Annotated in this window: 19 protein-coding genes; all 19 read left to right on the top strand. The window is 41.1% G+C overall.

Annotated features, from left to right (window positions below; all coding sequences use genetic code 11):
• The first annotated feature begins 681 nt into the window (after positions 1–681).
• The 19 genes from NIES1031_RS22420 to NIES1031_RS22330 all read left to right on the top strand — a co-directional run bounded on the left by NIES1031_RS22420 (position 682) and on the right by NIES1031_RS22330 (position 23873).
• On the top strand, positions 682–1533 hold the full coding sequence (locus NIES1031_RS22420; RefSeq protein ID WP_073551649.1) for a hypothetical protein: 852 nt from the start codon (positions 682–684) through the stop codon (positions 1531–1533).
• Between the two features lie 138 nt (positions 1534–1671).
• The gene (locus NIES1031_RS22415; RefSeq protein ID WP_073551648.1) at positions 1672–2664 is read left to right on the top strand and encodes a KpsF/GutQ family sugar-phosphate isomerase; all 993 of its coding nucleotides are present in this window, start codon (positions 1672–1674) and stop codon (positions 2662–2664) included.
• Positions 2665–2744: 80 nt separating this feature from the next.
• Positions 2745–3503 (top strand): 3-deoxy-manno-octulosonate cytidylyltransferase, encoded by a 759-nt coding sequence (gene kdsB / locus NIES1031_RS22410; RefSeq protein ID WP_073551647.1) that lies wholly within the window; start codon positions 2745–2747, stop codon positions 3501–3503.
• A 526-nt stretch (positions 3504–4029) separates the two neighbouring features.
• Entirely contained in the window at positions 4030–5052 is a 1023-nt protein-coding gene (locus NIES1031_RS22405) for a glycosyltransferase (RefSeq protein ID WP_178378220.1), read from the top strand.
• Entirely contained in the window at positions 5052–5894 is an 843-nt protein-coding gene (gene kdsA, locus NIES1031_RS22400) for a 3-deoxy-8-phosphooctulonate synthase (protein ID WP_073551645.1), read from the top strand. The genes NIES1031_RS22405 and kdsA overlap by 1 nt, the downstream gene beginning before the upstream one ends.
• A complete protein-coding gene (locus tag NIES1031_RS22395) occupies positions 5891–6400 on the top strand; it encodes a KdsC family phosphatase (protein WP_073551644.1) in 510 nt (169 codons plus the stop codon). The genes kdsA and NIES1031_RS22395 overlap by 4 nt, the downstream gene beginning before the upstream one ends.
• Positions 6401–6623: 223 nt before the next feature.
• Positions 6624–7844: a polysialyltransferase family glycosyltransferase gene (locus NIES1031_RS22390; protein ID WP_073551643.1), complete on the top strand. Its 1221-nt coding sequence runs from the start codon at positions 6624–6626 to the stop codon at positions 7842–7844.
• 165 nt (positions 7845–8009) lie between these two features.
• The gene (locus NIES1031_RS22385; protein WP_236738955.1) at positions 8010–9701 is read left to right on the top strand and encodes a GMC oxidoreductase; all 1692 of its coding nucleotides are present in this window, start codon (positions 8010–8012) and stop codon (positions 9699–9701) included.
• A 108-nt stretch (positions 9702–9809) separates the two neighbouring features.
• Positions 9810–10673, top strand: coding sequence for a glycosyltransferase family 2 protein (locus NIES1031_RS22380; protein ID WP_073551653.1), 864 nt, complete (start codon positions 9810–9812; stop codon positions 10671–10673).
• A 155-nt stretch (positions 10674–10828) separates the two neighbouring features.
• Positions 10829–11590, top strand: coding sequence for an acyltransferase (locus tag NIES1031_RS22375; RefSeq protein WP_084544444.1), 762 nt, complete (start codon positions 10829–10831; stop codon positions 11588–11590).
• 51 nt (positions 11591–11641) lie between these two features.
• Positions 11642–13492 carry a heterocyst formation ABC transporter subunit HepA gene (gene hepA / locus NIES1031_RS22370; protein WP_073551642.1) on the top strand — a complete coding sequence of 617 codons (1851 nt, stop codon included), beginning with the start codon at positions 11642–11644 and terminating at the stop codon, positions 13490–13492.
• A gap of 283 nt (positions 13493–13775) precedes the next feature.
• Complete coding sequence (locus NIES1031_RS22365; RefSeq protein ID WP_084544443.1) at positions 13776–14666, top strand: alpha/beta hydrolase; 891 nt, start codon at positions 13776–13778, stop codon at positions 14664–14666.
• Between the two features lie 507 nt (positions 14667–15173).
• Complete coding sequence (aroF, locus tag NIES1031_RS22360; protein ID WP_073551641.1) at positions 15174–16262, top strand: 3-deoxy-7-phosphoheptulonate synthase; 1089 nt, start codon at positions 15174–15176, stop codon at positions 16260–16262.
• A gap of 37 nt (positions 16263–16299) precedes the next feature.
• Positions 16300–17979 carry an HAL/PAL/TAL family ammonia-lyase gene (locus NIES1031_RS22355; protein WP_073551640.1) on the top strand — a complete coding sequence of 560 codons (1680 nt, stop codon included), beginning with the start codon at positions 16300–16302 and terminating at the stop codon, positions 17977–17979.
• A 9-nt stretch (positions 17980–17988) separates the two neighbouring features.
• Positions 17989–19623, top strand: a complete 1635-nt coding sequence (locus tag NIES1031_RS22350) for a class I adenylate-forming enzyme family protein (RefSeq protein WP_236738954.1) — start codon at positions 17989–17991, stop codon at positions 19621–19623.
• 154 nt (positions 19624–19777) lie between these two features.
• Positions 19778–20947, top strand: a complete 1170-nt coding sequence (locus tag NIES1031_RS22345; RefSeq protein WP_236738953.1) for a thioesterase domain-containing protein — start codon at positions 19778–19780, stop codon at positions 20945–20947.
• Positions 20948–21059: 112 nt separating this feature from the next.
• Positions 21060–21800 carry a GAF domain-containing protein gene (locus tag NIES1031_RS22340; RefSeq protein ID WP_073551638.1) on the top strand — a complete coding sequence of 247 codons (741 nt, stop codon included), beginning with the start codon at positions 21060–21062 and terminating at the stop codon, positions 21798–21800.
• A gap of 109 nt (positions 21801–21909) precedes the next feature.
• Entirely contained in the window at positions 21910–22863 is a 954-nt protein-coding gene (locus NIES1031_RS22335; protein WP_178378219.1) for an SGNH/GDSL hydrolase family protein, read from the top strand.
• 68 nt (positions 22864–22931) lie between these two features.
• A complete protein-coding gene (locus NIES1031_RS22330) occupies positions 22932–23873 on the top strand; it encodes a glycosyltransferase family 2 protein (protein ID WP_073551636.1) in 942 nt (313 codons plus the stop codon).
• Positions 23874–24027: the final 154 nt, after the last annotated feature.

Below are 24027 nucleotides of genomic sequence, written 5' to 3'. Positions count from 1 at the left end.
TGCGTGCCGAACAAGATGCCCTTTTTGCTTCTCGCCTTCCCCTTGCTGTTGGTTAGTATCAAATCACGTGATATCTCACGGTAAGACAGCTATTCGTGTATATTGACACACGCGATCGCTGACGCCCAATTTCGATTTGTGGGCTTGAGGAGCTATTGTTTCAAATCAAGCTTAAGAATATTGTTAGAATACAATGTTCTTAACTTTTGTCCTAGGAAGGTCAGAATAAACTTCTAGCAAAAGTAGAGCTTGAGCAAGCGTAAAACGGAAATTAAAGTAGAAAAAAACTGCTTGATTGATCTTCGTAACATTTTGTATTCCAAGTAGTTCTTCTCGTTCTGCTGATTTTTTGTGGGTAGCTAAATATTTAATTACCTAAGCAGGCACGTGAAAATCAACGTAACTGAAAAGCTGGTCAATGGTAGCAGGTCATTGGTAAAAACTTATATTTACTATCTGTGACCTGATACATGACATAAAGAGGCACTTTTTACTATGCTTATCTTCTGACTATCCATTACTGATGCTCTAAATTACGGTCAAGCTATCTAGTAGGAATTTCTCAATCAAGCTAAACTAAGGAGCCGTTGTGCCATGTCTCATATCTATATTGCTAGAAAGTTTTTGGCATTCCTAGTTGTATTTTTTTGGATTTTGCCATTACTTATGTAACTTAGAAAAATGAACACCCTGTTGTCCAAAGTAAAAGCTAGCGATGTTATTGCAGAACCCTTTCCTCATATTGTTATTAGAGATGCCATAGATGAAGATTTGTGTGCAAAGCTAGTAGCAGATTATCCGTCAATTGATACCCTAATTCAGAGTAAAGACAATCAACAATCAACAATATCGAGTAACGTCAGGTTTCATTATTTAGCAGAAGATACGTTGCGGGATGAACAAATAAGTCCTGTATGGAAAGAGTTTATCCGCCTTCACTCGTCAAACGTATTTCTTCAGCAATTTATTGACATATTTAAAGAGCATATTCTGCACTTATATCCTAACTTTGAGCAAGACTATGGTTCTTTTGAATCACTTAACTCTGGAGTGAGAAAAATTGATACATTTGATACGTCAAATGTCTTGCTTGACACTCTTATATGCGTGAACACACCTGTGACAACTCGACCAACTTCAGTACGAGGACCGCACATTGATTTACCCGATAAGCTTTTTGCGGGTCTGTTTTATCTCCGCGACCCACAGGATAAATCTACAGGAGGCAATCTTGATTTATATCGCTTCAAAAAAGGGAAAGTTCAAGGTTTTAGAAATTATGAAATTGCGAGTTCATCTTATGTAGAATTAGTGAAAACAGTCGAGTATGGACGCAATGTACTTGTCTTATTTTTAAACTCTATCCATTCGCTTCATGGTGTTTCTCCTCGCTCGTTAACTAACTATCCTAGGTACTTTGTTAACTTAGTAGGAGAAGTTGAAAAGCCTTTATTCAGTAATAAGCAATACCAGGAAGCAAATCATATTAAATACTGGAGAAGAGTCAAGAAAGTAATTAATACCTTTCAATAGATAGTAACGGGTAATGGGTAATGGGAAATGAATAGCAAATAAGTAGCTACCTATTTCCCGTTACCAGTCACCAACTTTTTAGAGATATCCACAATTATCAATAAAATAATAAATAGCTGACGAGCAGGGAGCAACAGTATGCAGTGTATAGACCATAAAACTTATGTTTTACAAGTTGTAGAACTGCTCAAGTTAGAAGCAGAAGCAATTAATAAAGCAGCAAATCGCCTTCAGTTGGAGCAAGTTGAAAAGGCGGTTGAGATATTAGCAAGTTGTCGGGGTAAAGTGGTGCTGGCTGGTGTTGGCAAGTCAGGAATTGTTGCGCGTAAAATCGCTGCAACTTTGACAAGTACAGGAACACTCGCTGTCTATCTGCATCCTGCGGATGCGCTGCATGGAGATTTAGGAATCGTAACTTCAGACGATGTTGCGATGGTTTTAAGTAACAGCGGCGAAACAGATGAACTCGTTGTCATGTTACCGCATCTGAAAGCTCGACACGTGCCAATCATTGCTTTAGTTGGTAACTTGCGTTCTACCTTAGCTCGTAACGCTGATGTTGTCATGGATGCGGCGGTGGACAAAGAGGCGTGTCCTTTTAATCTCGCACCAACAACAAGTACAACTGTTGCTTTGTCGATTGGAGACGCACTGGCGATGACTCTCATGCAAGTCAAAGGATTAACGCCAGAAGGCTTTGCGCTGAATCATCCTGCAGGGCGATTAGGTAAGCGCTTAACACTGCGGGTGCGAGACTTAATGCACACTGGAATCGACAACCCCACGGTGTCGCCTCAAGCTTCTTGGATTGAAGTTTTAACCACAATCAGTAAAGGTGGTTTGGGTGCAGTTAATGTTATTGATGATTTAGGTAGGTTACTTGGAATTGTGACCGATGGAGATCTACGACGTTTGCTGCAACGGGTCAATCAAAAAGACCTTGAAACACTGACAGCAGCGACGATGATGACCACAAACCCAACAGTAGTTTCTCCTGAATTGTTGGCTTACCATGCTTTAGAGTTAATGGAAAACCGACCATCCCAGATTTCTATGCTACCTGTTGTCAACGGGCAACAACACTGCGTTGGTCTGATTCGGCTGCATGATATCGTGCGCTGCGGGCTTTGAAATATGGCAGAGGTCAGAATAGGGGCGAGGTATCGCCTTGCCCGTAGCCGCAAAATCTTCCTAATTTTGGAGTAAATTTCATGGAAATCTTGGCTGTTATTCCTGCGCGTTACGACTCGCAGCGTTTTCCTGGTAAACCATTGGTAATGATTGGCGATCGCCCAATGGTGCAATGGGTTTATGAAGCTGCTCAAAGTTGTCCAGCTTTTAGTAAAGTTGTTGTGGCTACAGATAGTCAACTTGTTGCTGATTGTGTAACGCAATTTGGCGGTGCGGTAGAAATGACTAGCAGTGCGCACCAAACAGGTACAGACCGTGTTGCAGAAGTCGCGTTGCGCTATCCTCAGATGAAGGCGATCGCGAATGTCCAAGGAGATCAACCGTTTGTTACCGCAGATATGCTGATGCAACTAGTTAATCCTTATTTACAAGGCGAGTCGCCTGATATGACGACGTTAGCTTGTCCGCTAGAAGAAGAAACAAATTATTTCGATCCCAATGTCGTGAAAGTTTTATGTGATCGCCACAATCGCGCGCTCTATTTTTCGCGATCGCCAATACCCTACTATCGTAATCCTGGTTCAGCCCCTGTATTTCATCATCTTGGACTCTACGCTTTTCGACAAGATTTTCTCGCTGCTTATGCGCAGCTAACGCCTACACCACTTGAACAGTGTGAAGGATTAGAACAATTAAGAGTTCTAGAAAATGGCTATTCTATTCACGTATGCCAAACCGAAAAACTCGTCATTGAAATTAATACACCCGCTGACTTGCTACAAGCACAATCCTTCATTTCCAAAAGTATGGCAACACATCCTATGACTTCAGTTGCATAATCTATAAATTTAGTAATGTTTATTGAGATTTGCTCTAGTTAGTCGATGAACAGCTTCGCATAAACTATTGATGGATTGCACTCTATTGTGCTCTTTTTAACTAAGGCTTAGTCAAAGAGACTTTTGATGTGAATGCTATAATGCCTTCTGCTCCACAATCTTCTCAAAATGAGCAGAACATTTTAGAGTGAAGGCGACGATTCATACCAAAGGTTTAATCTTTATCTTTGGTAGATGACAGATAATCTTCAAAAAATACGCTGTCTTAGGTTGAAACATGAAAAAGCTCCTACTTGCTACTGATCGAAAGTTTTGGTTGAAAGAGCAGGGTTCAGCTAATAGAATATCTGATTTGTACAGGTATCTAGTTAGTAAAGAGTTTGATGTTTTTGTTTTCTTAGTGGGTCGGTTAAATGAAAATGACCTCAAAATTATCCAAAATAATTATGCGGATCTTAAGCTCTTTACTTATCGACAAGGTTTTCTCAGTAAGCAGCAGTTCAAGGTTAAATTGCTTGCACTTTCAATGGCAATAAAGACTTGGTTGAAAAAGCTGAAAACCACCGTAAAACCGCAAAAATTAAATCAAATACATCAAGCTCGTGCAAGGAGAGAAGTAACGCTTGATGACTTCTTTAGTCAAAAAAATCAAACTTATTTTCAAAAAATTTGTCTCAATTTAAAACCAGATTGTATTATCGTTGAATATCTTCGTCTTGCTTATTTAGTTGAAGAAATTGGGCAGTTTCTTCCCTATCAACCTTTGATGTTAATCGATACCCATGACGTAGCGCATCAAAGATATGAAAGATTTTCGCAGCACGGAGAAATCGGAGAACTTAAGGTAACAGTAGAAGAAGAAAAACACTATCTCAGTCTTTTTGATGTTGTGTTAGCAATCCAAAACCAAGATTGCAAAGTTTTTCAGCAAATGCTTCCCAATCAACGAGTCATTGAAGTAGGTTACACCTCAGAAATCAAAATTGATAGCGGTGAAGATAAGCCATATATTAACATTAGTTATGTTGCTGGACCACATCCTGCTAATCAGCAAGCGATCGCTAAATTCATCGATAACGTTTGGCATCAACTTTACTGCCGTTTTCATGACCGAATTAACTTAAATATTTTTGGCAGAGTTTGTGAAAACCTAGCAGGTTTTAACCCACCAAAAAATGTGAATTTAATCGGATGGGTTGATGACTTACCATCGGTATACAAAGCAGCAGATATTATCATCAATCCGATTTATTGTGGAACTGGACTCAAAATCAAGAATGTCGAAGCATTATGTTACGGTAAACCTTTAGTAACAACCTCAATTGGAGCCGAAGGATTAGAGCAGGGTAAGAATAAAGCTTTTATTGTCTGCGATTGTCCAGAATGTACAGTCAAAAAAATATCTGAGCTAATTGAAAAGCCAAATTTAAGAAAAAATCTTGCCCAAAAAGCCTATGCTTTTGCACGTCGCAACTTTACCGAAGACAAAGTTTATCAAGAACTATACAACGTCTTAATGCATCAACCTGAACACAACGTACTCAAGTAATGATTCAAACTTCAATCACAAACTCTCTTACCATTGGTGATGGTTATCCTCTAGCTTTGATCGGCGGACCTTGCGTCATCGAATCTGAGGAGTTTACTTTAAAGATGGCAACAGAAATTGCCAAAGTGTGCGATCGCTTAGGAATTTCCTTCATTTTTAAATCTTCCTTTGACAAAGCCAATCGCACCTCAGTCGATTCGTTTCGCGGACAAAATTTAGAAGCTGGACTAAAGATTCTACAGCGCGTCAAAACTGAAGTCGGAGTCCCTGTACTAACAGACATTCACGAGAGTTATCAAGCGGCGATCGCAGCGGAAGTTGTTGATGTCTTACAAATACCAGCATTTTTGTGTCGCCAAACCGATTTATTAGTCGCAGCCGCCGCGACAGGTAAAACTGTCAATGTCAAAAAAGGACAATTTCTGGCTCCTTGGGATATGAAGCACGTTGTTCGTAAGCTCGAATCCGCCGGAACTCAGCGTATTTTATTAACCGAACGTGGGACAAGCTTTGGCTACAACACCTTAGTGGTCGATTTTCGTTCTTTGCCACAAATGCGCGAATTCGGATACCCTATTGTTTTTGATGCTACACACAGCGTTCAAATGCCTGGGGGACAAGGTAATAAATCCGGCGGACAGCGTCAATTTGTTCCTTATTTAGCGAGAGCTGCGACTGCGATCGGTATTGATGCTTTGTTCATGGAAATTCATGAGAACCCAGATACAGCGCCCAGCGACGGTCCAAACATGATTCCACTGGCACATTTAGAAACAGTGTTAAAACAAGTATTGAGTATTCGTAACGGTTTAGAAGTTGCTCCTACGGTGTGTTTTTCATGACTAATCTTTCTGAAGACTTGCGATCGCGCTTATCGCAAGTCAAACTTTTAGCACTTGATGTCGATGGCGTACTCACTGATGGTGGTCTTTACTACACAGAATCGGGAGAAGTTTTCCGCAAATTTAATATCAAGGATGGTCAAGGAATCAAGCTTTTGCAACAGGCTGGTATCGAGGTTGCAATCATTACTGCCAAATCTTCTCTATCAACGCTTAATCGTGCTAAAGACTTGAAAATTCCTCATATATTTTTGGGTGTAAAAAATAAGTTATCTGTATTAAACAACCTCTGTAAAGAGCTTGGTTTTGCCTTCTCCCAAGTCGCTTATGTTGGAGACGATGTTAATGATTTAGATGTCATGCAAGTAGTAGGTTGTCCGATGACTGTCGCTGATGCTATGAAAGCAAACCAGGCTTGTGCGCTGTACATTACACAATTGCCTGGAGGACAAGGAGCAGTTCGTGAAATCTGCGAGATGTTAATTGCTAACGCACTTGTCTCATAGTTAAACCTTCAGGACAGAATGTTCATGAATTTACTACTATAGCAATCCTAAATCATTTTTAAAAATCTCCTCTGTTCTCCTTCATTTACGTCCTAGCCTGCGCTGCGACAAATTCTTCAGAGGATGTGGCTACCCTACGGAAAGGCTGCGCCAATTTCCTCAAAAAAATCACAAATCAAATTAGATTGCTATAGATTACTCACTAGCAGTAAAAGGAAACGGTATGTCAGATCCTAAAACAATCAAGCGGCTGATTGGCTGCTTTGGTACGATTCAATTGATTACAGCATTATCAGTTCTTAAGGCTAGAGAAAAAGAACAACACGAACTCAATCTCAAATATGAAGACTACTTGATCGTCACTCCTTTATTTGCTCCCCAAGGACAAAATGAAGAATTTGCTGCTTTTATTACGAAAATGGCTAAATCAATTCATTCTTGGGAGAACATCGTATATCTTTCTTTAAATCAAACAAAATCGATTACAGAACAAATTCAAAGATATGGTTTACTTGAGGTAGCTCCATTTTTTCATGAATTGGTAGGTATTGATGAAGTAGATGAAATTTATTTGGCACGCACATGGAATTTAGAAAATACAATTTTGATGAATGTTTACAAATCAGCCGAGAAAATTTGTTATGGTGATGGTATTGGAATTTACTTTTCTCATGCAGCTTTCTTACCAGATAATCCCAAAATTGATAGTTTGAAAAGTCTATACAACCACATAAAGAAGCAAATAAAGGATTTATTACCACGCAAAGAAGTTTTCCAAAAACAGGAATTTGATATTGGTTATTTCTCACTACCTTATGCCTTCGGCGAGGTTCCTCCTATGGAAACTGTTGTTTTAGATAGAAGAATATATTTAAAAACTTTTCAAACCCTAAGGAAATCTTTAGACAAATTAGTAGATTTTAATTATATTAAAAATCTTCAAGCAAAAATATGTACTGAATCAGTATCTATTATCCTAACTTCTAATTTTTCTGAAGCAAGTCGCATACCTTTAGAAAAAGAAATCATTGCTTATCGAGAGTTTTTAGAATCACAAAAAATTCTGCCAAATTCAGTTTTATTGATTAAGCCTCACCCGAGAGACTCAAAACAAAAGATTGCACAACTTAAGTCTGTTTTGAGCGATCTTTATGTAGATATCATTCCGTTAGTTGAGGACTTCTTATTCTATCTTCCTTTTGAAGTTTTATTCATGGAGCTTTTTCTTAGGTCAGATTTGACAAAGTTGCAGAATCCAAGAATATTTACTTTTAGTTCAGCAAGTTTAACTTTAGAATTTTTGTTTAATGTTGAATGTACAATTGGCTTTGGTAGTGAGATAGTTAACAAATATTTTTATAGCGAGCATATTGCTGGTAGACTTAAACACGAATTAGATCTCTTATCTACAGTTGGAAAAGTTAGGAATTTAATTGCTGCATAAAGTGAACTCAACTATTCTTGAGTTGAATTTTTACATAATAAATTATGTAACACAATTAAAATTTCTTGGTGAATTTTTGAGAAAAAGTCGTGGCTTAAGATTCAGTTTTTCTACAAAACGGAATTCAATTAGAAAAAGTGACCTCTTGAAAGATGGGTGAAAGTTATGATATTAACTGATGCGTTGACAATTCCAGAAAATACACTCATAGAAACTGAAGTTTGCATTGTAGGTGCAGGTGCTGCTGGAATTACAATAGCGCGGGAATTTATTAATCAACCTTATCAGGTATGCCTTCTCGAAAGCGGAGGATTAAACTACGAAGAAAATACTCAATCTCTTGCTGCGGGAGAAAATGTTGGCGTTCCCTATTTTCCAATAAAAGAAACACGTGCGCGCCAGTTTGGTGGTTCTACTAATTTATGGGGAGGTTGGAGTAGACCACTTGATGAAATTGACTTTGTCTATCGTTCGTGGATGCCTTATAGTGGTTGGCCTTTTGCTAAAGCAGAACTAGATCCCTACTATCAGCGCGCGCAAAACTTTTGTGGTTTAGGCGCTTTTAAGTATGATTTTTCTGATTGGGAAGAAGCCCTCAATGAAATCCAACGCCAGCAACTTCCTTTTACAGGAGAAGATATTCTGACTTGTCTATGGCAAATTATTCCGCCCTCGCATTTGCGTTTTGGTCAAGTTTACAAATCAGAGCTTGAGCAGGCGAAAAATATTAACACAATTATTCACGCCAATGTTTTAAAAATTGAGACGAATGATACTGCTCAGACGGTACAGAGATTACGAGTTGCAACTATAGACGGAAAACAATTTTGGGTTCAAGCGAAAGTTTTTATTCTCGCTGTTGGTGGAATTGAGAACCCGCGTTTGTTGTTAAATTCTAATGAAGTTCAGAGCAACGGATTAGGTAATCAATACGACTTAGTAGGTCGATTCTTTATGGAACATCCTTATCTAGTTTCAGGTAAAGTTGTTCTATCTGATGCAGCACCTTTGTATACTCAAAAAAACCTTCAGGTAAATGAAGTATTTGTAGGAACGGCGTTAGGAATATCAGCTGCGGCTCAAGAACGCGAGCAAACACTTAACTTTGCTACAAGGCTTTTACCGATTCCTGAAGACTGGGTAGATGCAATCAATCGCTTAAAGTCCAAAGTACAGCATTTAGTTGGCGCGGAACCTGCTCAAAGCGTATATCACAAATCTTTTCCCAGCCTTCATGAAGGTCGTAGAGATTACGGTGAAGCCCCCGTCAGCGAAGATGTCCTGAAAGTGGCTACTAATTTGCATCATGTTGCTGCTAGAGTATACGCTAAGCTGTTTTCTAAAAAGTTTTATTCACGACAATCAAACTATTGCAGTATGCATCTGATTGGCGAGCAAGCACCTAATCCAGACAGCCGGATTATGCTTAGTTCAGAGCGCGATCGCCTCGGACTTCATCAAGTCAAACTTGACTGGCGTTTAAGCCCGATTGATAAGTACACAATCGTGCGATCGCAAGAACTGATTGCTGAGGCTTTTGAGCGTTCTGGTGCGGGTAAGTATCAAATCGAACTTAAAGATGATGATGCGACTTGGCGATCAGTTATCGGCTCATACCATCATATTGGTACGACTCGGATGAGCAGCAATCCGCGCGAAGGTGTCGTTAATGAGCAGTGTCAAGTTTACGGTATCAATAATCTTTATGTCACAGGTAGCTCGGTCTTTCCTACGAGTGGTTTATCCAATCCTACTCTCACGATCATTGCACTGGCGATTCGACTTGCCGATCATATCAAAGCGCAGCTTGACACTAGCAAGCTTACAAAAGTTTTAGAAACGACTTCGACAAAATAGTTTCTTGACAAGAACAGACAGTAACCGCCTACAAAACTGACAACTCCAAGCGCAGCAGAAAAGTTTAGACTCTCTACGATGAGTTTACACAAAAATAGAGAGAAAATTATGAAGCTCAGTGTGGTAATTCCTTGTTTCAATGACTCGCAAACGATCGCTACTCAACTCGAAGCACTATCATTTCAGCAATGCAGCGAACCTTGGGAAGTAGTTGTTTCGGATAACGGCTCGACTGATAATACGATAACCATCGTAGAACAATATAGAGAAAAACTACCTGGTCTCAAGATTGTTGACTCCTCAGAACGACAGGGAGCAGCCCACGCTCGCAATCAGGGTGTATTAGCTGCTACTGGTGAAGCTATAGCCTTTTGTGATGCTGACGATGAAGTCGCGCCTGGTTGGGTAGCAGCTATGAGTAAAGCACTTTCCCATTATGACTTTGTTGCTTGCAAACGCGAGTATCATAAACTGAATCCACCTTGGACACTCAAGTATCGCCCTCATACTCAGCAAACTGGGCTTCAAGAGTACAAATATCCTCCTTTTTTGCCTCATGCTTCTGGTAGTACGCTTGGCATTAAACGTTTTATTCACATATCGATTGGTGGTTTTGACGAAACGATGCTACGACTCCAAGACACTGACTATTGCTGGAAAGTGCAACTTAGCGGCGTCAAGCTTCACTTTGTTCCCGATGCTGTCGTTCACTACCGCTTGCGCGATACGTTACCAGATTTGTGCAAACAAGCACGCGAGTGGGGAAAATACAATGTTCTGCTTTATCAAAAATACCAATCGCAAGGTTTACCCAGACTACCTTGGTATTCTGGCTTAATCATTTGGATTCACGTTGTCAGGCGATCGCCGCACCTACTGTCTACCAAATACCGTGCCAAATGGTTGTGGAATTTTGCTTGGCAAGTAGGGCGCTTGCAGGGTTGTCTCGAATATCAAGTTTGGGCGTTGTAGCTATCTACTTTTGTGTCTTAGCAGAAAGTCATTTATACCATTTCACTAAATGATCGCTACAAATAAGTTCTTTTACCACTGCGTTTTCTGCTACCAATGGGTAGCAGCTTCAAGTGAAACGGTATTACACTAACTACCTCTCAGCAGATTAAACAATGTCAACAGCTACTCATGACTCATCCGCAATGATGAGGAAACAATCACAAATTTTGTCTCGCTTCCAAAAGCTCTGGAATTCTGGTGGTATAAGTGGTATTGCTTCCACCGCCTGGTCAGTTTTTTGGATGCAATTTGCTGGGTTAAATTATTTGGGGCGTCTAGCAACTTGGATCGCAACCTGGTTTGCGCCTCCTTATTATGCGCGTCGTCGCTTAGCACGTTTCAATACCAAAGGTTATATTGCACCCAGCGCCACAATTTATCACTCGCAGCTACAACTTGGTAAACATATTTTTATTGGCGATCGCGTGACTATTTTTGAAGATAAAAACAGCGGTTGTGTAGATTTGGCTGAGCGCGTTCATTTGTATGGTGATACTTGTATTCAAACTGGTGAAGGCGGTAGCCTTAAGATTGGTTCTGATACTCACATTCAGCCCCGCTGTCAAATTTCTGCCTACAAAGCCCCGATTCAAATTGGGCGTGGCGTTCAAATCGCCCCTAACTGTGCTTTTTATCCTTACGATCATGGAATAGCATCTGGCGAACTCATTAGTAAACAACCCCTGCAAACCAAAGGTGGTATCGTCGTCGAAGATCATGCGTGGTTAGGTTTTGGTGTCATTGTCTTAGACGGCGTACGCATCGGTAAAGGTGCGGTAGTCGGTGCAGGTGCTGTTGTGACACAAGATATTCCCGACGATGCGATCGCTGTAGGTGTCCCTGCTCGTGTCATCGGTATGCGCAGCAACTGTTAGCTTCTCGCCTCAGTTTAAGCCGCAAATTGATTTATAGCCCAGAAATTATTTATGCCTGTTAAAATCCCTGTACCAATTCGCCGCCTACTCCAAACTACTAGCTTTTGGCAAGATAACTCTTTTTTATTCAAAGAGTTTAAGTTTTTTGGTAAAGCTGCCATCTTTGCAGTTGTCTTTACAATTTTAGGAGCAGCTTTTGAAGGTTTTGGCATTGGTTTTATTCTGACTTTTTTACAAAGTTTGACTCATCCTGATGCTGCACAGTTTCAAACAGGAATAGACTGGATTGATACTGTCATATTAGGAGTTAATGCTCCCGTTAATGAGCGTCTCTTTCGCATATCCGGTCTTATTCTCTTAACCACTTTCTTGCGCTTAGGGTTCAACTACTTAGGAAAGCTGTATACTCGCATCTCAGCATCAAGTTTGGCGTATCGGTTACGACATCTCCTCTTTGAACAGCTAATTTCGCTGCGAATTAGTTACTTTGCTAAAAAACGTTCTGGAGAAATCATCAATAGCCTCACATCAGAAGTTATTCAGTTACAACAAGCTTTTGATGTGAGTTCAGCACTGTTCACGAAAATTCTCACGCTTTGGGTATACGTCATTTCCATGTTCTTGCTCTCCTGGGAGCTAACCTTGGTATCAGGTATGCTCTTTAGCTTGCTATCAGTAGGCATATCAACACTACTAGGACGTATTCGGGAAGCCAGTTTTGCCAGATCGAAAGCAAGCGGTGGATATACATCGGTTGCACTCGAATTAGTTAATGGAATTCGTACTGTTCATGCTTTTGCGGCACAAGACTATGAACGCAAACGCTTTTATCATGCCAATCGTAATTTACTAAATGCAACGCTGCAATCTATCTCTGCACAAGCATTAGTAGAACCGCTAAGGGAAGGAATCGCGACAACAATTTTGATTGGGATGTTAGTAGTAGCAGTTACTACTTTGATTCCACAAGGTTATTTAGAGCTAGCTTCGTTGTTAACTTTCTTGTTTGTCTTGTTTCGCATGATGCCAACTATGCGCCAGATTGATTCGGCCAGAGTGCAAATGAGTAGTTTTCACGGTTCACTCCGAGACATTAAACAACTGCTGCGTAAAGATGACAAAGCTTACACGCGTAATGGCAAAGTTGAATTTACAGGTTTAAATCGCGCTATTGAGTATGTAGCCGTCGATTTTAGTTATGACCCGAACGAACCTGTTTTGCACAACATTTCTCTTTCGATAAAAAAAGGTGAGATGACAGCTTTTGTAGGGTCTTCGGGCGCTGGTAAATCGACCCTCGCTGACTTAATTCCGCGATTTTATGATCCAACCGCCGGTCAAATTCTCATCGATGGAGTTGATTTACGCGAATTTGAGATTAACTCGCTGCGGCGTAAATTAGCAGTCGTTAGTCAAGATACATTTATATTTAATACTTCGGTACGTAATAATATCGCTTATGCGTTGGAAGATGCAAGCGAAGAGGAAATTTGCGAAGCTGCACGCTTAGCAAACGCTTTAGACTTTATTCAAGATCTACCACAAGGCTTTGATACTCAGTTAGGCGATCGCGGTGTCCGGTTATCAGGAGGACAAAGACAACGAATTGCGATCGCACGTGCATTGTTGCGGAATCCAGAAATTCTCATCCTTGATGAGGCGACAAGCGCGTTAGATTCTGTCTCAGAACGCTTGATTCAAGAGTCCTTAGAAAAACTGGCTGTCGGTCGGACTGTAATTGCGATCGCGCACCGACTCTCGACAATTGTCCGTGCGAATAAAGTCGTTGTTCTGGAGGGAGGACGAATTATTGAACAAGGTGGCTACCAAGAGCTACTCAGTCAACGCGGCAAGCTGTGGAAATACCATCAACTTCAGCATAAAATGAGTCACGTATCTTAATCTAGACCTTCCTAAAATTTGGTAAACCTGCTATTGTATGACAAGACAAGCTTCTAGCGCTTGTACAGCGCTATGGGCAGTTAAAGAAGATGCCATGAGTGAACTTTAGCTGCCCTGGAATACAGGATAAGTGTGTCTAAAGCGTGAATGCACTCAATTCAATGTAAATTTTATTCAATTTAAATACCTGACACGACTGAGAGCAAACTCAGTCTATTTCAGCTTTACTTGATAGCGCGCTTGAGCTTTGCAGGCTCAAAGTGAAAACATTACAGCCTAAGCAATGATATTTCTCGTTTTTATAAACTTTTGGCGTATCAAACAGCAGCTAATTAGGCGTTGGTTAAATATACCTAGAGGTATTGTTCATCTGCGAAATGTTGAATTTACTCGCGGTCAAGAATATCAATTAAAAATGGATATTTTGCATCCTACCAAACTACCAAAGCAACCAATGCCTGTAATCGTTTGGATTCATGGTGGTGCTTGGCGCGAAGGGAATAAAGAACAAGGACTCAAGCGATTAGTTGCTTTTGCTCGTCAAGGCTTTTTTTGTGCCACTATCGAGTATCGTTTAAGCCACGAAGCGATCTTCCCAGCTCAAATTGAAGATTGTAAATGTGCTATCCGTTTCTTACGCGCTCACGCGCAACAGTTTCATCTCGATCCTCAACGCGTTGGTGTCTGGGGTGTTTCTGCGGGTGGACATCTCGCAGCGCTTGTGGGAACTACGCAAGATATTCCAGAGTTAGAAGGTCATGGCGGTTGGGAAGAGTACTCTAGCAGTGTCCAAGCTGTTTGTGATTGGTATGGTCCTACAGATTTTTTAAAAATTAATGACTTTCCTAGAAAAGTTGATTTTACTAGTGAGGCTTCACCTGAAGCTGCTCTAATTGGTGGAGTCATAGAAGCGAATCCAGAAAAAGCAGCAAAAGCTAATCCTATTACTTATATAAATCCAACAAATCCTCCCTTTTTCATCATTCATGGAGAAAATGATTTATTAGTACCACTTAATCAAAGCCAGTTGCTCTTTGATGCGCTAACAAAAGTTGGTGTAGAAGCTAGTTTAGAGATTGTTAAAGGTGCAGGACATGGCGATCAGAAATTTGACTCGCCAATTCTTTTAAAAAAAGTAGAAAACTTTTTTAAGAATCACCTCTTTACTTGGTAGCTTTAGCTGCGTGATGTTCTTATGTATCTGATTAATAATTTGTCAGAAACAATACAAAAATAAAGCTGTTGCTGTGCTTCGATAATTATTGATTAACAGCCTAAAAAGGGTTTTTATTAGCTAAATATTAATGTCAGTAGTAGTTTGCTGTAGTCTTTTAAAGAAGACACCAAGAGTGCACTTTAATAGCTACAATTTATAGAATTCTTGTCGCTTTACATTACAACAGCTTTATACAACATAGTTATTTTTGAGATTATACACAGTTTAAGAAATAGAAAAAATTGTTTTTTCTACTATCTTTTTGCTAAATATTAGCGTTAGCTAGTCAAAGCTAGGTATTTCATTTTTTCATGTGTCAAGTTATTTGCCATGCTTTTTTAAAAGTAGCTTTAGTAAACAAATGATTGCGTTTTTAAACGTAGTCTTTAGGACTAATCAAAGAGTAGAAAAAGGATAAAAGTTATCAACTCATTATGGTGAAGTATTAAAGGAGAAATTTAATTAATGATTGTAGTTTTGAAAGCTGGAACTCCCAAGGAAGAAATAGAACGAATTTGTCAAGAGATCCATAAGCAGAACGTGATTGCCGAAAAAAGTATTGGTCAACACAAAGTTGTGCTTGGTTTACTCGGAGATACAGCGGCTCTTAATGTAGAACACATTCAACAAATAAGTCCTTTTATCGAACAAGTTGTCCGAGTTGACAAACCTTACAAACGCGCAAGTCAAGAATTTCGTCATGGACCAAGCACCGTAGTTGTATCGACACCGAATGGCAATGTTGCATTTGGACAAGAACACCCGATCGTAGTTGTGGCAGGACCTTGTTCAGTCGAAAACGAGCAAATGATTATTGAAACCGCGCAACAAGTCAAAGCTGCTGGCGCGCAATTTCTGCGTGGAGGTGCTTACAAGCCACGCACATCACCTTATGCGTTTCAAGGACACGGTGAAAGTGCATTGGGGTTACTTGCACAAGCGCGGGAAGCTTCGGGATTAGGAATCATTACCGAAGTCATGGATACTGCTGATATTGAAAAGGTTGCCGCAGTTGCTGATGTGTTGCAAGTTGGCGCACGGAATATGCAAAACTTCTCGTTACTCAAAAAAGTTGGTACTACAGGTAAACCAATTTTATTAAAACGGGGTATCTCAGCGACAGTAGAAGAGTGGCTGATGGCAGCAGAGTACATTTTAGCAGCAGGAAACCCAAATGTGATTCTGTGCGAGCGCGGAATTCGCAGTTTTGATCGCCAGTATGCACGTAACACACTTGATTTAGCTGTCGTACCTGTGTTGCGATCGCTTACACACCTGCCAATTATGGTAGACCCCAGCCATGGTACTGGCAAAGCCGAATATGTACCACCGATGTGTTTAGCAGCGATCGCGGCGGGAGCCGATTCGCTCATGGTTGAAGTTCATCCCAATCCAGCTAAGGCGCTATCCGATGGTCCGCAGTCGCTCACACCAGCAAGATTTGAGCATTTGATGCATGATATCGCAGTTGTCGGTAAAACCTTTAGTCGTTGGGTGCAACCACCCGCTACGGCTGACCAACAGCCCCTTATTCCTGCTTTCGCCAGTGTTTAAACTTCGTTGTCTTAAAAACCTTTCAAGGAATTGCTAAATGAATACAGTCCTACAAACACAAGCGTCTACAAACTTAAACGCAGATACAATTTTATTAGGCGATCGCAACCTCACCATCGACGAAGTCGTGAGTGTGGCGCGTCATCGAGCTAAGGTACAAATTAGTACAGCAGACAATGTTGAGCAGCGCATTCAAGCATCGTGTGACTATATCGCTGAAGCCGTCGCTACAGGTAGACCAATCTACGGTGTCACAAGTGGTTTCGGTGGAATGGCAAATGTTGTCATTTCGCGCGAGTATGCAGACCTTTTGCAACATAACCTCGTGTGGTATCACAAAGTCGGTGCAGGACATAAGTTACCGCTGACCGATGTCCGCGCTGCGATGCTGTTGCGTGTAAATTCACACTTGCATGGTGCTTCGGGAATCCGCCGCGAGATCGTCCAGCGAATGGAAACGTTTTTGAATGCTAGGGTGACACCGCACGTTCCGGAATACGGTTCGATTGGTGCCAGTGGCGATTTGACACCGCTATCGTACATTACAGGCGCTTTGATTGGTTTAGATGAGCGCTATAAGGTTGACTTTGATGGCGAAGAAATCGATGCGATTACTGCGCTAGAGCGATTGGGATTACCGCAGTTGCAACTTCAAGCCAAAGAAGGGTTAGCCATGATGAATGGCACCTCAGTAATGACCGGAATTGCGGCGAACTGCGTCTACGATACGCGGCTACTGATGGCGCTGACTATGGGGGCGCACGCGCTGATTTTACAAGGGTTAAACGGTACAAATCAATCGTTCCATCCCTTTATTCACGAACTGAAACCGCATCCAGGGCAAAAATGGGCAGCCTCTACAATGCTTGATTTGCTAGCTGGTTCGCGCTTGATCCGTGAAGAGTTAGATGGTACGCACGAGTATCGCGGTCAAGCCCCTATCCAAGATCGTTACTCGCTACGCTGCTTGGCACAATACATGGGACCAATTGTCGATGGCGTAGCGCAAGTTGCGCAGCAAATTGAGGTCGAAATGAACTCCGCGACAGATAACCCACTGATTGATGTTGAAAACCAAGCAAGCTATCACGGCGGTAATTTTTTGGGTCAGTACATCGGGATGGGGATGGATCACCTGCGATACTATATCGGGATGATGGCGAAACACCTTGATGTGCAAATTGCCTATCTCGTCGCGCCAGAATTTAACAACGGATTACCTGCTTCTTTAGTCGGTAACAAAGAACGCATTGTCAATATGGGACTAAAGGGATTGCAAATTACTGGTAACTCGATTATGCCGTTGTTGAGCTTCTACGGCAATTCGATCGCAGATCGCTATCCCACCCACGCCGAACAATACAACCAAAATATCAATAGCCAAGGATTTGCCGCTGCGAATTTAACGCGCAATGCGGTTGAGATCTTCCAGCAGTATATGGCGATCGCGCTCATGTTTGGCGTCCAAGCGGTTGATTTAAGAACATATGCTTATGCAGGACATTACGACGCGAGTGAGTGTCTATCACCCACAACACGACGTCTGTATCAAGCTGTACGTGAAGTCGTTGGACAGCCACCATCAGCCGCTCGCCCTTACATCTGGGACGATCGCGAACAACCTCTAGACGAACACATCGCCAAAATTGCCGTTGATATCGCGACGGAAGGTGTCATTGTCGCCGCAGTAAAAGATCTCTTAACTACCTTGAAATAAGGACTTGTCATGATGAATATTGCCCAACACGTAGAACGCGGTCATCATTTATTTCCTGATAAGATTGCGCTTATTTTTGAAGGCAGATCTTATCCGTACAAAGACCTCGACTTACTGGCGAACCGCGTCGCCAATGGGTTACGCGATCGCAACATTCATCGCGGCGATCGCATTGCTTTATTTTTGCCGAATATTCCCGAATTCGTTATTGCCTACTTAGGCATCGTCAAGATCGGTGCAGTTGCGGTATCACTCAATGCCATGCTTAAAAGCACCGAAGTTAGCTTTATTCTCAACGATTCTGGTGCGAAGGCGATTGTCACCACCGCTGAACTTGTGGAAAATGTACCCGCAGCCGATTTGCCAGAGCTAAAACACATCTTGATCGCCGAGGGCGAAAGTGACAAGGGAATCAGCTTAGCCGAAATGATGGCAAGTGCTTCACCTGATGCCAAAGCGATTGAAATGGATCGCCACGCACCGGTTGCGATCGTCTATACTTCAGGAACGACTGGCTTTCCTAAAGGCGCGACGCTATCTCACGGGAACGTTATTTCCAACAGCTACTCGCAAAACCGTTGTTGCGGGATGAGTGCCGAAGATCGCATATTACTATACCTACCTCTATTCCACTGCTTCGGGCAAAACGCCGTTCTCAACGCTGGGCTAAACGCTTGCGCGACAATTGTTCTTCATCGTCATTTCGACTTAGAGAAAATTCTCAACTCGGTTGCTACTGAAAAAATCACAATGTTCTTTAGCGTACCGACAGTCTATATCCTACTCCTCAATATGGGGACGTTAAAGTATGACATGAGTTCGATTCGCTACTATTTCTCAGCTGCTGCTCCACTTCCTGTAGAAGTTGCCCAAAGGTGGTTTGAGAAGTATGGACTAGAAATTCATCAAGGCTACGGATTAACTGAAACCTCACCGTGTGCTAGTTACAACAATGACTTTAAATACAAAGTCGGGTCAATTGGCACACCGATTGAAAACGTCGAGATGAAAATCGTTCACGCGGATGGGAAAGATGCGCTACCAGGAGAACCAGGCGAAATTGCAATTCGAGGTCCCAATGTCATGCTGGGCTACTGGAACCGTCCGTTTGAAACCGCAGAAGTGATCAAAAACGGTTGGTTCTACACCGGTGATATCGGTCAAATAGACGAGGATGGATATTTCTACATCGTGGATCGTTCTAAAGACATGATTAATGTTGCAGGATTCAAGGTTTACCCAACTGAAGTAGAAAACGTCATCTATCAACATCCAGCAGTTGCCGAAGTGGCGGTTTACGGCGTTCCCAACTTAGAAACAACCGAAATCGTCAAAGCCAATATCGTCCTCAAACCAGAGCAAACTGTTACGGAAAAACAAATGATTGCTTTCTGTTCAGAGCGCATGGCAGCTTACAAAGTTCCTAAAGCAATTAAGTTTGTTGATTCTATCCCCAAAAATCCTACAGGAAAAGTTTTGAAACGCGTTCTGCGCGACGAGGCTGCTAAGGAAGTCATGGTGAAACCAAGAAGCATTCCTACGAAGACTACTGTTGCATCGGCAGCACCAGTAGCAGCAGCTACAGATAATCTAAATAAAGGTGTACTCAAAGCTTTAGGTAACTTGTTTAAGCACCGAAATTAGCTCAATCAGAACCAACGCAGCGAAGCAAAAAAATGAGCAATTAGCTAAAGCCCTACAAATAAATTTTGGGGTCTAAAATGATCAGCTTTTGGTTTTTAACCATCAATTGTCTCTAGTCAAATTGAAGAAAAAAATGAGGTCTTTAGAAGAAACGATGAGTGTCTCTCCCACCGAACTAAACTCAAAGCTAGAGCCAACCAACTCAGAAGCAGAAGTTTATATCGCGCCTCGGAATTCGATCGAACTTCAACTTGCTAAGCTCTGGGAGCAAGTCTTGGAAATTCAGCCGATTAGTGTTATAGACAATTATTTTGACCTAGGAGGAGACTCACTACGGGCGCTGCGCCTTTTCGATCAAATTGAGCAAAGATTTGGCAAAAAGCTGTCTTTAGCAACCTTAATTCAAGCACCAACACTCGAACAACTAGCAGGAGTAATCGCTGAGGAAACTGAATCAGTAGCTTTTACCTCGCTAGTTCCAATTCAACCGAGTGGCTCTAAACCACCTCTATTCTGTATGCATGGCAATGGTGCTCATGTTCTTGCTTTTCAGGAGTTAGCTCAATACCTAGGTGCCGATCAACCATTCTATGGATTGCAAGCACGTGGAGTCGATGGAGTTACAACTCCTTTAAACCGAATTGAGGATATGGCAGCAGCTTATATTGAAGAAATTCGGGCAGTTCAACCCGAAGGACCTTATTACTTGGCAGGTTTCTCTTCTGGAGGTGTGGTAGCGTTTGAGATGGCACGGCAGTTACACGCGAAAGGTGAGAAAGTTGCGTTTGTAGGCTTACTTGATACTTTTGTTCCAGGCTGCTTCAAGAAAGTGACTGTACTAGAGTGGTTCTCGCGACAGTGGCGTAACTTTTTCCGTTTCGGGCTGAAACACCCAGTAAAAATGGCTTACTACAGTCTTCAAAGGAAGTTCTACTTCGTTTACTGGAATACCTACTTACGTTTAGCAGGTTCCCTACCATACGACTTACATAGAAAATATGTCGGTTATAGTATTAGAAAAGCAATGCGAACTTATTCATTTCAACCTTATGCAGGTAAGTTAACGCTGTTCCGTGCAACAGAAGTTCCCGGAAAAGGATGGTATTACTATCCCTCTGGAATGCCTACTCCGGATGATTGGTACACAAGAGACCCCGAATACGGCTGGGGTGAGCTTGCAGGTGGTGGATTAAAAGCTTACGATCTACCTGGCAATCACTCAACCATTCTTAAAGAACCAAATGTTTCGCTTCTCAGCGAAACCTTGCAAGCTTGCTTGGAGAAAGCGCGATCTGAAGCTAACGTTGAGGCAGAATTAAGTTAAACATAAATATCTCTATTGGGGAGTTTAAAAGGGCTTTGATTTATTAGAAAATCCACACAGGAAGCGATCGCCTGACTTTTTGTAGGTAGATTCTATTGCCTTCTTGAAAGCGATGAACTCAAAACAAGACATTACCAACAATACTAGCCGCCTCCCTGATTCGCTAGAATTAGCTTTAGCTGAGCTAGAGAAAACTGCAATGCTCATCCAAGCTGAAGTGGAAGAAGCGGCTCAGTTACTTCCACCGCAGGCTAGTCAGCAAGCTATATCTGCTTCTTCTTTGATGCAAAATTTGCTCTACCAGTTACTTGATTGCGTTCGCCAAGTTTTTAGTGTAGATACTGCTGTAGTTTTGCTCTGTTCTGAGGATAGACAGTATTTAACTGTCAATGCTGCTTGTGGTTTGGAAGAAGAAGTTATTGCAAAAATTCAAATTCCTATGGGTCACGGCTTTGCTGGTAGCGTTGCTGCTCAGCGCGAATCAGTCATTGTCAATGACCTATCTCAAGTAGAAGTTATTAGCCCAATTCTCCGCAACAAAGGCTTGCAGTCAATTGTAGGGACACCAATAATAGTTAATAATCAAGTGATTGGAGTCTTTCATGTTGGTACGTTTCACTCACGTCAGTTTTATCGAGATGAAGTACATCTGTTAAAAATTATTGCTGCGCGTATAGGAGTAGTAATTGCTCACTTGTTTGCGTTTTATTCCATAGAATCACAAACCTCAGCAGTAGAATGCAGACGGCAAAAACTTAATTATCAACTTACAATTTTTCACGTTAGCTACGAAATGGTTAAAAAGTTTTTTTTGTATTTGACACTATCTCATTTAGAATATCTAATTGCCTAAATTAGTTTTAGCTGTAGTCACAGTTTATGATGCGTATAAAAAAACAGGAGTATTACTTTGAGTAATGCTCCTCTTGCGTTTTAAGTGTTTGTATAACAGTGACCATCTTATGAATAAAGAAATCTTTCATAATCTAATACAACACACTATTTTTAGAAAGCTCATCTTCTTTGTGTACTACAGTCATGTTATTAAAGTTACTATTGTTACTTTGGCTCTAAAGAGAAAGCTAAAGAACAAGGCTCTTAGTTCTTTATTGTATCAAATAAAAGTTGATGCTTCCTCTCACTTTGATACTACACTTTACAGCGATGCCTATATTAATAACTGGGCGATCGCAGAGCTAAAAGAAAAATGTACGTTTGTTCCCGAATATAAATCACCCTTGAGAATTATGCCTCTTGGCGATTCTATCACTTATGGAATCAAAGGAATCTCTGATATAGATAGTGGTGGATACCGGACTGAATTATGGCAGAAATTTGTTGCGGATGATTTACCGGTTAAGTTCGTTGGTTCAAGATGCGATGGTCCTAATGAGCTTAGTGATAAAATGCATGAAGGTCATCCTGGGTGGACAATGAAGCAAGTTTCTGCTTCAGCTAGTCAGTGGTTTGATGCAGCGCAACCAGATTTAATTTTATTAATGATTGGCACTAATGATACACGCAAAAGTTCACTCAAGACAATGATTGAAGACCTTAACACTTTAATTGATATAATTACGCAACATTGTCCTAAGGCTCAATTACTCGTTGCTTCAATTCCACCAATTCACCCCGCAGCAAAACCAGCGATTCGTAGTTTACGCGCAATATATTTCAACGCTGCAATTCCTAGTGTTGTCTCCTCTAAAATTGCTCAAGGCAAAAAAGTTCATTTTGTAGATATGAGAAGCTTGAGCGTTCAAGACTTAACAGCATCACTATCACTTGATTTAGATAGAGGTTTGCATCCCAATGCTCAAGGCTACCGTAAAATTGCTAACTTTTGGCACGATGCTGTTTTTAGAGTTATTAGTAATAACAAGCATCTAACGCTTACTAGCTCACGTCCATCTTAATCTAGATTATATTTTCAACTTTTTTGTTCTTCAATTTAAGGTTAGCAAAAAAATCTAGCAATAAAAAAATGAGCAACACTCCACGTCTTAGTATTGGATTACCTGTTTACAATGGCGATCGCTTGCTAGCAAAAGCCTTAGACTCAATTTTGGCACAAACTTATTCAGATTTTGAACTCATCATTTCAGACAACGCATCAACGGATAGAACACAAGCAATTTGTGAAGGTTATGCAGCTAAAGATTCGCGAATAAAATATACTCGAAATGAGCGAAATATTGGAGGACACAACAACTTTAACCGTGTATTTGAATTAGCAACGGGTGAATATTTTAAGTGGGCGGCGCACGATGACATATGTGCTCCTGATTTTCTTGAAAAATGTATTCAGGTATTAGAGGCAAATCCATCAGTTGTTTTATGCTATCCCAGAACTAAACTCATTGACGAAAATGAGAAGTTTCTACCGAACAATTGTGATGAAAACCCTTTGCTGACGCACTCACCAAAATCATATGTACGATTTCGCAATCTTATTATTGATTCCTTTGCTAAACCTCATCGTTGCTTGCAGCTATTTGGAGTAATGCGACGAGATATCTTGGCAAAAACTCCTTTGTTAGGTAACTACCCTGGAGCAGATAAAGTTTTACTCGTTAAAATGGCGCTTCTAGGTCAATATTACGAAATTCCTGAGTATTTGTTTTTTAACCGCCACCATGCGCAACGTGCGAGTAAAGCACTTGCAAATCCTTATTTGCGAGCAACTTGGCTTGATCCCACGCTCAAGGAAGGTAAACTAGTCTTTCCTCAAGGGAGAGTGTTATTGGGATATATCAATTCTATCAATACAACTCCTATCGGTTTAGACCAGAAAATATATTGCTATTTGCATTTAGGAATTTGGTTATTTAAGTACAAGAATGCATTAATCAAAGAATTGATTAAAGCAGCAATATGGCCTATTTACTTCTCGATACAACGTAGAAAAATCGTTACATCAAATTAAAATGACGATTTGCTTTTGAGCCGATTACCGATAACCCGTCACCCGATATAAATGGGTGTGACACTTGACTATGCCTAGCTACTTAGACAAAGATTTCTGTTGGAGAAAAGCATGAAATTTATCGAAACCTCACTCAAAGGCGCATACATTATTG

This window comes from Chroogloeocystis siderophila 5.2 s.c.1 (assembly GCF_001904655.1).
Lineage (GTDB): Bacteria > Cyanobacteriota > Cyanobacteriia > Cyanobacteriales > Chroococcidiopsidaceae > Chroogloeocystis > Chroogloeocystis siderophila.
The sequence above is the reverse complement of the archived record's forward strand: the minus strand, read 5'-3'. Positions and strand labels throughout refer to the sequence as shown.